This window comes from Escherichia sp. MOD1-EC6098 (genome assembly GCF_002965865.1).
In the GTDB taxonomy this organism is placed as follows: domain Bacteria; phylum Pseudomonadota; class Gammaproteobacteria; order Enterobacterales; family Enterobacteriaceae; genus Escherichia; species Escherichia marmotae.
Window position 1 is genome coordinate 74,446 of record NZ_PTSN01000010.1, and the last position, 11,904, is coordinate 86,349.

The 11,904-nt window shown below is 51.9% G+C and carries 11 protein-coding genes and 1 pseudogene; 3 read left to right on the forward strand and 9 right to left on the reverse strand.

Annotation, left to right across the window (positions count from 1 at the left end; all coding sequences use genetic code 11):
* Window positions 1-10 precede the first annotated feature (10 nt).
* Window positions 11-805, reverse strand: a complete 795-nt coding sequence (locus tag C0K55_RS12495; RefSeq protein ID WP_105266410.1) for a TraB/GumN family protein — start codon at window positions 803-805, stop codon at window positions 11-13.
* Between the two features lie 184 nt (window positions 806-989).
* Window positions 990-3,491: a copper-exporting P-type ATPase CopA gene (gene copA, locus C0K55_RS12500; protein ID WP_105266409.1), complete on the reverse strand. Its 2,502-nt coding sequence runs from the start codon at window positions 3,489-3,491 to the stop codon at window positions 990-992.
* Between the two features lie 270 nt (window positions 3,492-3,761).
* On the opposite strand from copA, the gene C0K55_RS26195 reads away from it, so the two are divergent.
* Window positions 3,762-3,941 carry a hypothetical protein gene (locus tag C0K55_RS26195; RefSeq protein WP_072130759.1) on the forward strand — a complete coding sequence of 60 codons (180 nt, stop codon included), beginning with the start codon at window positions 3,762-3,764 and terminating at the stop codon, window positions 3,939-3,941.
* Window positions 3,938-4,453, forward strand: coding sequence for a hypothetical protein (locus C0K55_RS12510; protein WP_053272414.1), 516 nt, complete (start codon window positions 3,938-3,940; stop codon window positions 4,451-4,453). Before C0K55_RS26195 ends, C0K55_RS12510 begins: the two co-directional genes overlap by 4 nt.
* A gap of 140 nt (window positions 4,454-4,593) precedes the next feature.
* Here C0K55_RS12510 and C0K55_RS12515 read toward each other — a convergent pair whose 3' ends face one another.
* The 3 genes from C0K55_RS12515 to C0K55_RS12525 all read right to left on the reverse strand — a co-directional run bounded on the left by C0K55_RS12515 (window position 4,594) and on the right by C0K55_RS12525 (window position 7,834).
* Window positions 4,594-4,734: a Hok/Gef family protein gene (locus C0K55_RS12515; RefSeq protein WP_000078910.1), complete on the reverse strand. Its 141-nt coding sequence runs from the start codon at window positions 4,732-4,734 to the stop codon at window positions 4,594-4,596.
* 830 nt (window positions 4,735-5,564) lie between these two features.
* Entirely contained in the window at window positions 5,565-7,262 is a 1,698-nt protein-coding gene (locus C0K55_RS12520) for a hypothetical protein (RefSeq protein ID WP_097728119.1), read from the reverse strand.
* Window positions 7,259-7,834 (reverse strand): baseplate complex protein, encoded by a 576-nt coding sequence (locus C0K55_RS12525; RefSeq protein ID WP_000192894.1) that lies wholly within the window; start codon window positions 7,832-7,834, stop codon window positions 7,259-7,261. Before C0K55_RS12525 ends, C0K55_RS12520 begins: the two co-directional genes overlap by 4 nt.
* A 260-nt stretch (window positions 7,835-8,094) precedes the next feature.
* On the opposite strand from C0K55_RS12525, the gene C0K55_RS26100 reads away from it, so the two are divergent.
* Entirely contained in the window at window positions 8,095-8,370 is a 276-nt protein-coding gene (locus tag C0K55_RS26100; RefSeq protein WP_157941598.1) for a hypothetical protein, read from the forward strand.
* Window positions 8,371-8,515: 145 nt separating this feature from the next.
* Here the strand turns inward: C0K55_RS26100 and C0K55_RS12535 are convergent, their stop codons facing one another.
* From C0K55_RS12535 to C0K55_RS12550, 4 genes and pseudogenes are all read right to left on the reverse strand, one after another.
* A complete protein-coding gene (locus C0K55_RS12535) occupies window positions 8,516-9,097 on the reverse strand; it encodes a DUF4376 domain-containing protein (RefSeq protein WP_097728118.1) in 582 nt (193 codons plus the stop codon).
* 13 nt (window positions 9,098-9,110) lie between these two features.
* Window positions 9,111-11,048, reverse strand: a complete 1,938-nt coding sequence (locus C0K55_RS12540; RefSeq protein ID WP_097753587.1) for a phage tail-collar fiber domain-containing protein — start codon at window positions 11,046-11,048, stop codon at window positions 9,111-9,113.
* Between the two features lie 6 nt (window positions 11,049-11,054).
* On the reverse strand, window positions 11,055-11,609 hold the full coding sequence (locus C0K55_RS12545; protein WP_097728116.1) for a tail fiber assembly protein: 555 nt from the start codon (window positions 11,607-11,609) through the stop codon (window positions 11,055-11,057).
* 2 nt (window positions 11,610-11,611) lie between these two features.
* Window positions 11,612-11,904 (reverse strand): annotated as a pseudogene (locus tag C0K55_RS12550) (phage tail protein); the annotation flags it as partial.

Sequence of the window (11,904 nt, forward strand, 5' to 3'; positions counted from 1 at the left end):
GGCCATTTTTTTAGCGCAGTATCTGCGGCAAATTCCCTTCTCCATATAAGTGCAGTGCGCCAACCGCGACCACATAGCGCCCCGGCGGCATAGCGCGTAATTTATCCCGCCAGGCAAGATTGCGCTGGTGCATCAGCACATCGTACAGCGACTGACTGAATGTATTGGGCAGCGTTATTTCATTATCTTGCGGTGGTGCATTCAGCCACCAGCTCATCATTTGTTGCAACAACCGGGCGTTGGTATGCCAGTGGGTCAGAGTATCGTCCAGCAGTGCCAGTCCGTTGTCGGGAAGCTGGAGCAACATGGCAATCTGATTTTCTGCCCCTTCCAGTTCAATCACGGGCTTATGTTGTTGCTTCGCTACCTGCAATAACTGGTAATCGATACCATATTCTGCCCGCAGCCCCAGTTTTTGCGCCTGTGTCGCCTGAAGAACCATCGCAATTTGCCACAGCGGTTGAGTAGAAAACAGCGAGGGAGAAATGCCCATCTCCTGGCTAATGTGTTGCAGGTTTTGCATCTGTTCTTCGCTGATACGCTCTTCCAGCGCCTCGCAGGAAGGGAGATTGGCAAATGGGGTATCGCTGGTGGAAACATCCGCCTCGACGATAAGCGCATCGGCTTGTTTGAGTTTTTTGAGCAGCCGGGCGGGCAGGGGAGCCATATCGTGGCTACCCATATGAATACTGCCAATGAGATGAAAATGACGATTACCGGAAAGAGAGATATCGATGGCAGGCCAGGTGTAATGATTACCGCGCAGCGCAGCCCAAAGTGTTTTTACCCGGTACAACAGATCCATACGACCTCCCTTTGTGAAATATCATGCTAGCGCGCGGGGAGGAATGGCGCAAATGGAGTTGATTGTTGCATTTGTGCACAGTGCTTTGTCCAGTAAACCGGACAAGGCGTTCACGCCGCATCCGGCAGTCGTGCGTTAATGCCAAATGCGCCGCCCTGAAGCAGCGCATCCGGCAATGACGTACTTACTCTTTCGGTTTAAACCGCAGCAACCGGTTGGCGTTGCTCACCACGGTAATCGACGAGAGTGCCATGGCTGCCCCGGCAACCACCGGGTTAAGCAAGGTTCCGGTGAACGGCCATAAAATACCGGCGGCGACGGGGATCCCAATGCTGTTATAGATAAACGCACCAAGCAGATTCTGCTTCATATTACGCAGCGTTGCGCGGGAGATGGCGAGCGCATCGGCAACGCCCATCAGACTATGGCGCATCAGAGTAATCGCTGCGGTTTCAATCGCAACATCACTTCCACCGCCCATTGCAATACCGACATCAGCCTGGGCCAGTGCTGGCGCGTCGTTAATACCGTCACCCACCATTGCGACCTGACGCCCCTCGCTTTGCAGACGTTTAATCGCTTCGGCTTTACCATCCGGCAATACACCCGCAATCACTTCATCAATCCCCGCTTCTTTGGCGATCGCATTGGCGGTCGTTGGGTTATCCCCGGTCAACATCACCAGACGATATCCCGCTTTATGCAGCCGTTGCAGCGCCGCCACGCTATCACTACGTAATGGATCGCGTACTGCCAGCAGGGCTACCGCTTTACCGTCAACCGCCAGCAGCACTGGCGTTGATCCTTGCGATGCCTGGGCGGTAATCTCCGCTTCGATAGCTTTCGTATCTACTTGCTGATCATTTAACAGCGCCTGATTCCCCAACAGCAGCGCATGGCCTTCTGCTTCACCGCTCACGCCCAGCCCGCGCAATGTGCGGAAGCCGTTGACTTGTGGCAGTTGCATATCGCCTGCTTTATCGAGGATTGCCCGCGCCAGTGGGTGGCTGGAACCTTGTTCCAGTGCCGCCGCCAGACGCAGCGCCTGCGCTTCGTCAACATCAGCAAAGGTTTTCACAGTGACAACCTGCGGCTTCCCTTCGGTCAGCGTCCCGGTTTTATCGAAAACTACGGTATCCAGCGTACTGGCACGTTGCAGTGCGTCGGCGTCACGCACCAGCACACCGAACTCTGCCGCGCGGCCGACACCAGAAATAATCGACATCGGCGTTGCCAGCCCCAGCGCACACGGGCAGGCGATAATCAGCACCGTGGTGGCAATCACCAGGGTATAAACAATTTGCGGTGCCGGACCAAAGAAATACCAGATTGCCGCACTGATCAGCGCAATCACCACCACTACCGGCACAAACACGGCAGAGATTTTATCCGCCAGTTGGCCGATTTCCGGCTTACTGCTCTGGGCCTGGCGCACCATGCGAATAATCCGCGACAAGGTAGTATGGCTGCCAACCGCACTGGCGCGAAACAGCACGCTGCCGTCCTGCACCACCGTCCCGGCATGGACACTATCGCCTTCGCCTTTTTGCTGCGGAATAGGTTCACCCGTCAGCATTGCTTCATCCAGCCACGCTTCGCCCTGGGTAATCTCACCATCTACCGGCACACGATCACCGGTCGTCAGGCGCAGCAACATACCTGGCTGCACTTCAGCCAGCGGCACACTTTTTTCACCATCTTCGGTGACCAGTCGTGCCGTGGGCGGGGTTAAATCGAGTAATTTCTCCAGCGCTTTAGAAGAGCGCTGACGTGCGCGCGCTTCCAGCATATGGCCGAGATTAATCAGACCGATAATCATCGTGCTGGCTTCGTAATAAAGATGTCGCGCTTCCATCGGGAACCACTGCGGCCACAGGTTGACGCTCATCGAATAGAGCCACGCCACGCCTGTACCCAGCGCTACCAGCGTATCCATCGTCGCCGCGCCGTTCAGCAGGCTTTTCCATGCGCTGCGGTAAAAATGCCCACCCGCGAAAACCATCACCGCCAGCGTAATCAGGCCGATAACCAACCACAGGTTGCGGTTGTCGGCAGTGACCATCATGTTCTCGCCAATCATCCCCCAGACCATCACCGGGATACCCACCGCCAGGGCGACAATCGCCTGCCAGCGGAAGCGTTTCATAGTCGCGACGGCGGTTTCCTGCTGGCGCTCGCGGCGTTTAGCATCATCTTCAATCGCCTCTGCGCCGTAGCCCGCTTTTTCCACCGCCTGCACTAAATCTTGTGGGGAGGCACTGCCCATCACCAGCGCAGTGCGCTCCGCCAGGTTTACCCGTGCCTGGGTGACGCCCGGTACGCTTTGCAGCGCGTTCTGCACCCGGGTGACACAACTGGCGCAGCTCATGCCGCTCAGCAGCAACTGCTGACTATCGTCTTCGGCGGTCGCTGCCGGAAGCTCATCAGGAACCGCTGTCAGTGCTTCCGACGGGATTGATGACTCCGCCAGCGGTTTAGCCTTTGGGTGGCTTACTGATGCGTCATAACCCGCTTGCTTGATAGTTTCGATAAGCTGCTCTGCGCTGGCAGTACCGGTAACGTGCGCTTCAGTGATAGACACGTCCGCCTGCTCAACGTCCGGGCGCTGCTCAAGACTCTCTTTTACGCGTTTAACGCAGTGACCGCAGGACAAGCCGTCCAGGGTCAGGTCGATTGTTTGAGACATAATTCACTCCTTTAAGACAGTGTTGACTGACTGAGATAAAGGGTAAACCTTCCAGCAAGGGGAAGGTCAAGAAATTATTTTACTGATTGAAAAGGATTTTTAGGATCAGTGTCCACATAGTGTCCACACTTCGATTGATTTGATGTTTTTCTGCTGCCGCAAGCATTGATGTTTGCGGTACTGATTATTGTGCTATCTCTTTGATATAGATCGTTTTTTCTTAATGTTGACCTTGGTTATTATTCAATCTCATATTTTTTAGGAGGTTTTATGTACAAATTTTTAGTGATTGCTTGTATCGGTTTCGTTTTGTCAATGAACGCTGATGCTGGGCGTGGGCGGAAGCCATGTTCTGGTAGTAAAGGTGGGGTGTCACATTGTACTAAGGATGGAAAATTTGTTTGTAATGATGGCTCAATCAGCCGCTCTAAAAAGGTGTGTAGTGAATGAGTAGAGTTATTAAATATGTGGTTTTGTTCTTTCTAATTTGTTGGTCAGGTTTATCTTTAGCCTCTTCAACATTTGATCTAACAGCAGAACAATTTAATAAAAAACTTAACAGTGAATTAAAAAGCACCTCTAAGGCTCTTGGGTTTAAATTGAGTAAAAAGGTAAGTATTTCACATGGTGAGGTTAATGATGTTGCACAAATTAATTTAAGTGAAACGACCGCCTTGGTTGTTGCTGTGGATAAGGGTAGTAAGAAAATAAAAGATGTGACGGCTATTTTTGCATCGCCTAATGGTGACGGGGCTTTAGGGGCGTTGTTATTGCAGGCTGTTTTGATGAAAATATTTTCACCGGAAATTCCAGCAGAAAGTCGTGGCGAACATCTTTCTAAGATGATTAAAGCTGCCGCTGATCATGATGAAAATGGGGCCCGCTTTGATACCCAGCGAGTGCGTTATACAATGATTGCTACTCAAGTGGCAGGATTGTGGTTTTCTGCAAAACCTAAGTAAGTAGACGAACTGCAGATGTCGTCCCTATTCATAAGGGAGACAAAATTTGCGCCGTGGGGACATGCCTGTGAGATAGGGTGCCTTTACGACCTTGCCTTAGCAACCGATTGACGGGGGATTGCTCCCCCGTCGCGGTTTCCTTACTGTTTACACTGTAAGAACGCCGCAAACTCCGCTCCCCAGAAGCTCATCCGTATTTCACACAGCGAACCGTGCAGCATCCAGATGATGAGGATTGCCGTCACGCAGAACGTGATGGCCATAAGCGATTTTTGCGACATAGCGCTTGCTCCTTTATTGGAGAGGCGCTAACCTATCACTTGCGAAGGTAATGCGGTTAGGGCCTCGGTTAAACAGAAAATGTTTTCCGGGGCCTTTCCACATCCGGCCTTCAGGTATTCCCTCCAGCCATCAGCCGAAAGGCACCCGCGCGAATTCTAGCCTGGTTTTTTCCCTTGTTTCAATCCGTTGAGACTTATCAGCCTTCTGATGTAAAATTCCCGACCGTAGACATTATTCAGTCACGCATTTGATACATGCTTCCGCCGGCGTTCGCGCCGGTTTTTTTTCGCCCTGTTGCTGTGTAGATCGTCATGCGTGATCGAGGCGCGGTATTGATCCTTTTTTCAGTTTAATTTTGACTCTTAATTTTACGCAGGCCGTGCTGCGTCAGGCTTCGTTGTTTGACGATTTTTTGATGCGATCCTTTCGTGATCGTTTCTCGTCTCGCGTAAAGTATGAAAACTCTTTTAATATCATGCGGTTTCATTGCTCCTACCATTTGTGCGATCGTAAAAACCTCTCTGAAAACTGCAAAAAATTTCAAAACGTGAAATTTCAGATCCTCGCCTTTCCCTCAGTCGCAGCGCGGGCTGACGGTCATTTTTGCACGGCAGAAAACTGAAAAAGTGTTTCGACACAAAACCCGCGGGTTGGAGGGGGTAGCGCGGTTTACGTCACCTCACGCTTTACGTCACACCGTTTACGTGGTGTGCGCATACAGCGCCGGAATGGCACGCAGAACGCATTAATCAGGTGGCAGATATGAAAACGCACGGCCTGAACCGTGCGTTGCGTGATGGGGCGTTTATGTGGATTTTATGCCCGGTGATTAGGCGATAAGGTCGCCGTATTTTTCGCGCAGGCTCGTAGCCTGTTGGGCGTCTGCGGCAAGTTCGCTGCTGTTTGTTGGTGCGCCAGTGTTGCTGTGGGTGTGGTTTGCAGTGTGTGTGGCCAGCAACTGAACCAGATCCAGAATATCAATCAACAACGTCAGCAGATTAAGTCCGGATTTTTCCCGTGAGCCACCGCGCCCAATAAATACAGTCGGGGCGGTAAATTCCAGGCCGCCGTCCGCCCGGCATGTTCTGCGGCCTCCCACGTTTTCGGTGAGGTTATGCTCGATGGTGGATGTCGCCCCTTTGAGTTTAGTCAGCAAATCCTGCGCTACCATCTGGATATGCTCACCGGCTGCGATCGCATAATGGCCAGTAGTAATGTGTTCTGTCTGACCTGTCATCAGCTTGCTGGTTCCCAGAACGCTGGTTATGTCGTTTGCCTGTACTGTTGTTGTTCTGGTTGTTGTTGTGCGTTCTTCCTGATCGCTGTTAATGGTTCGCCTGGCTGAATGCTCCCTGATTTGCTGGTCGGTTTCTCTGTGCCAGCTTCCGTCAGTCGTGACACGCTGAAACACTTCTGCGCGCTGTTGTTGCAATTGTTCGCCGGGCTTTACATCAGGCAGGTTATGACCAGCGGGTAAGATTTGCCTGATGACAGGTTTATCCGGTCGTCCTTCAATGTTGGATATTTCCACGATGGTGCCTGCCGGCGGGTAGGCAAAACATCCCGCCTCACTGCCAGCCATGGGGACGGGGAGCGGTACTGCCGGGTAAACGGGCGTATCGCTTTTATCGTTGCCGTTCTCATCAAGCAACTGCACATCGACGGCGTAGCGTGGGCGGAAACTGTCGGCCACATCGCCCAGGGTGGCGGGCTCCGTTGGTGCAATGACGCGCGCCAGCCGGGTATGTAGCGTACCGCTGACCAGTTCCGGGAACTGTGTTTCCATTTGTCTGCGTAATGGTGATTTGGAAACAGGGCTACCCGTGGCGGTAAGGCGCTCCCATGTCAGGGTCATTTTCTCGTTGTTGAGGGCTACACGGGTAATGCGCCCGGCCGGTAGGTTCACGCCCGGTCGCACAGTTTCCATAAACATGATGTCGATGCTGTTTCCGCCGCTTTGCCCGAGTGTGTACTGTTGCGGAATATCCGGCATTGTAATACTGGCAAATCGTGAATCAGCTGCGCTTCCCACAAATACAGAACCGTCCGGCATAGGGTGCCAGACGTAATCGTTGATACTGAATGCTCGCCCCAGTTGGCTGAGCAGTTGTGCTCCGCTGCCGCTGTGGGTGATGTAGGGAGTTGGTATACTGGCATAATCCGCATCCGGAGTGATAAAAACGATACCGCTTTGTCGCCCCAGATTATCGAGTACCCCCCGCAACGTCGGGTGTTGCATGGAGCAAGGGAAATCAAAATCCAGCACAGCAGCTGCTTCACGGATAAAAAGGCGACGTGAGCCATTTTCAGCAGGTTGATCGCGCTCAATGTAGCCGGAGAAATAGCGCCATGCTTCACCGTCACGGCCGAGATCAATTTGTACCATTGCGCCGGCAAGGCTGTGTTCGGGTGACAGATTGTTAACAGAAATGAAGCCACGACCGGCAGCATTCAGGGTAAGAACAAGGTTTATATCGGCAATTTCCACCCGTTCGCCATTAATCATGCAGCGTTGTATCAATTTCATGTTTTCCCTTCCTCTTTCACGCTCCCAATGCCAACAGCATCCAGACCAGAGCCAACGGCATCATTGATTTTTTTCCAGAACGAACTTTGCGTATTCATGCCTTTGTCTGGTGCCTGTTCGCTGCCATTCTGGGTCTGCTGTCTGGCGATGGTTTTTTGTGAACCGCTACGTGCTGATGCTTTCTCTGGCACGCTTAATTTTTCCCTGAGAGTAAAGGTGACCTGCCAGTGCATTTTTCCCTGTTGTTCCGTGGCATCAATGCCACCAGAAAATACCCCCTGTCGCATATTGATTGCCTTCGCGGTAGCGTTAGCAATGCGATATGTTTTTTTAGCACCGTTGCTTTCTGTTGCCTCCGCAAGCTGAAAAATACGGGTCAGAATAGCTTCATCGTTAAAATCAATAACCCCCGACACGCGCAGCTCTTTAGCCTTGTTTCCCTGCTGGGCGCTCGTGGTGCTGGTTGACTGTCCGGACATATCTTTGTCCGGTAGTTGCATGGTGGCGCTGACGGTGATGTTGCGCAGCAGAATGGCTTCCCCGTCAAGCGCAAGGACAATCATCTGGGTCATGTAGTGCTTCCCTTAGTGATGAGAGATTATCGCCGACGAACAGCATCACAGCTGTAAAAACCCACTCTGGGTGTGGGATGTTTTTTTGTATCAGCACTGCAGCCTGGCTAAGAGCTCCCTTGTAGCAAAAGCGCCACACCGGGCAAAATTTTTGCCGGAGTGCGGCCTGCTGATCAGCGATTTCCTGTAAGGCTTTATCTCTCGCATTCATGAACTGATGCAGCGATGATGACAATGTTTCCGGTGATGTGGCGGCAGGAGTGGCTGCCTGTGCAATGGTTGCTGCCAGCGACATGCTGCGAGTGGTCTGTGTCGACAGCATTATCGGTTCCGGAAGTGATGTTGCCGGTCTGGCGGGGATTTGCATTCTGCTGATGGCCAGTGAAAGCTGGCTGGAGATCATGCGGGACATTCGTCCCACCTCCGGCAACGGAAATGCGCCTGAAAATTGCCTGGCGAGTGATAAAAACTCGCCAGCAGAAGGGGCGCAAAATAACAGCGCCACAATGTCTTTTTCTGTGCTTTCTTTCAGATAGGGTAAAAGTGCAGATACAGCATTTTCGGGGCTGAGATAACGCCCCGATGGTTTGATGTTTCCGGTATTTTCTGACCATGGATGAAGGCAAACCACAGAGCATTTAATGTGCATGGCTGACGGACGCAGAATTGCCTTTTCCCATTTCATTCTGACTCTCCACTCTGAAAAGCGCGGATGTCGGCAAGATTATTCAGGCCATCCAGCACGTCCTTCATCTGTCGCTGACGTCGATAAATTTCATCATTGCGGTTAACCTGCGCCTGCGCCATAGCTGTAGCCAGCTCCTCAAGCTCTGTCATCGACATCTTCACTTGCTGATTATCGGCATCACCCCATGTCATAACGTCCCGCGCTGTGTCGGATTTTGATGCCATTACCACCGGATAGATACGGGCCAGTGAGCTGGGGCCAGCATTCCAGCTACGACCGTTCCATTCGAACGTGAACGGCTGCGCCTCCTGTTCTGTGCGCCACACCTCTATTTCCCGCTTTTTGGCATCCTTCGCCGCGGCGATAAGTTCCGGCGTGACGGTGAACGGGGTTATTTCTCCCCATTTGCCGCTCTGTAACTCTTCCCAGATGCGCTGGCCTGTCGGGGCGCTATCGTCCTGCATGGCGGTATACGGGACGAATTCCGTTTCACCTTCAAATAACACCTCGCAGTCAACCGCACCATTTTCGAGATAATGGGCGTTTCTGATGCCTTTTACTGCTCTGATTTTCATGTTTTATTCCCCGTTACTCGATGCGCACAAACAGGCAGATACGACCGCTTGTTCCGTAAGAGTCCCTGACCCCGGATAACGCCATATAACGCCCCGGAAAAGTGTACCCTGTAGCTCCTGCACTCGGTGTGGAACCGTAGGAGCCAGCCCCCGCAGAAGATATTGTGCACGAAAGATTAACTCCGCCCAGTAGTGACCCCTGCACCACATCACCCAGGCCAATTTTGATTTCTTTATCCCCGGAAGTTGTTCCGCGATAAACAGCCAGCACCGGAACACCCACTGCCGGGTATTTGAAATATGAGCCTGAGCCAGCTGTCCTGGACAGCAGGAACGCCAGCGAATCGCCGTCGTAAATAATGGGGCTTACTGTTGCATTCCAGTTGTTTCCACTCCAGCGGTAAGTCAGGCGATGAATACTGTGCTCACCTTCGTAATACTGGTTAAAACACAGCAGCGTTTTGAATTTGCGCGTTGTGTCTGACTCGTCGTTATCAAAGGGTGACCACATCACATCAATGATGCCGTTAAATTTCGTGGTGCCCGCCAGTAGTGTGGAAGAGTCCGCAATACTGACCGCATAACGCCCCGGGGTGGCCTCTTTCAGCCATTCAGCAAAATCGGCCTGCCCGTTAAATGCCAGGGCTTCGGTGCTGGTAAATGCCTGGCCGAATCCATACATGCCGGACAGCGCCAGCCTGCCAGGTGTACGATCCCGGATATCCGATTGCGCGTCTTTTACAGTTGTGTTGCCAGTTAATGGGGTAAGATCTCTCCATACAACAGGGGCTCCGTAGTCAGAGCCGCGAACGCTGGAAAGAATACGTCCGTCTCTTCCGTAAAACAGAATAAGTTTTGTTGCTGTCTGGCTGGTTTTGTCATTCTGCCAGTTGTCCAGCCAGATAAATTCGACTACACCAGTTAAATCACCTGATGACATTGATGATGTGTAATATCGACCTGGTTCTGTGTTCATGCATATCAACGCAAGCTCATCAAGATTTGTAATGCCGAGCACCATCCCCTCGTGCTCTGTCATTCCGTATCCAAATGCCCCCGGCAGCGCCAGCCTGCCTGGTGTGCGGTCGCGGATATTGCTCTGGGACTCCATCGTTGCAGCCGCTTTCAGTTCAAGTTCCGTGCGCATGGCTTCAGGTGTGTCCAGTGCCAGTAATGCGCGGGCTTTTTCTGACAGCGGAGAGAGAGAAACATTCCCGTCCTGATTAAAGTACAGAAGATTATCTGCCCGTTTCGTCAGTTCACTGATTGCCGTCAGCAAATCGTTCAGCGGTTGTTTACCCGCCAGCGCGTTAATGACCGTCGTCGAAAAGTTCGGGTCATTGCCCAGCGCCGCTGCCAGTTCGTTCAGTGTGTCCAGGGCTTCCGGTGATGAGTCAACCAGTGCGGCGAGCAGTTTGCGAACAAACGCTGCGTTCGCCATCTCCAGCCCGACCGCATCGTCTGGCGGAGTTGGTGTGGTTGGCGTGCCGGTGAACGCCGGGCTGTCCAGTGGCGCTTTTTTGTTTATTTCAGGGAAAAGATCTACCTGCCAGCTCTGTGGAGGAACGGTAATTTGCGCAGCCTGAGCAATGCCACTGTATATAATCGTGAAATTACGAATAAGTGACTCGCCTGTCACTTTTTGTCGAACAGGCGTTTTTATTACGCCGCATAGTGTTCCGCTGGCCTGATGGATGAGACAAATCCAGTCATAACTGAATGCACAGTCATCAGGAACAACCGCGCTACACACAATATTGTTCGGGCTTAACTGGCCGTAGGTCAGTTCATTCACAGCATATGTGATTTTTTCTTCCGGAACGGTATTATCTTCGCGCGTTGGTTCCCGCTCCATCAGGGCAAAAATAATAGCGTCAGGGCGCGCAGGTAAATTACTGGCTGTGCATTCAGCAACCCACTTTTCAAATGCTTTCGTCAACAGTGCGCTCATTACTTCTTAATTCTCGCTAATGTTCTGCGGTAATTCTGGCCATACAATCGCGGCATACGATGCTTTATCTGTAACCTGGCTGAATGTCATCTCCCGTAACGTTTTTGTATAAATACGGCAGGCTTTCAATTTCTCCCTGTCTTCGTCGCTGATTAATCCCAGCAGCAGGTCCTTTTCCCATTCGCTGGTCATGATGCTGACCCGTTGTAACAGGGCATCGCGTTCATCTTCCGCTTTAAGTTTGTAGTCGAAGACAAATTTATCGTCGCGGTAAAACCAGTATCCCGACGCCTCAATGCGACGATTAGCGGTAATATCCGGCAACTCAATCACACTTTTATTTTCCGGGCAGATTGAGGTGATGTCTTTTCCGACCCAGACCACTTCGCCAGTTTCGACATAAATAACTTTCAGAGTGTCTGGTTGAAATTTTTCCTGGGCTTCGTGCCATTCCTGGCCATCATCTGAGAACAGCCACAATAAAAATTTATGCTGCCGCGCCAGCTGGTATTGCTCAATTGTTTTAGGGTTTTGTACCGTAAGATTCTTTAAGTGCATCATGATTACAAACTCGCTACATTCCGCCAGACGCCATTAATCAGAACCTGCACCGGGCGGGCATTGGCCCAGTCCATACTTTCACCACCATCAAGACCGCTGATAAGGTGACCTGATGGTGCATTCCCGCCACGCCCAATACCAATGGCGCTTCCCAGACGCACATCCTGCACACCGCCTGTTTTGGTCTGATAGCGGGCATCAAAGTTTCCGTAGTTTGATGGAACCATCTGCCCGTTTACAGCGAACGTTATACTGTTATCCGTATTCCTCTGACTGTAAAAATGCCAGCCGGAAT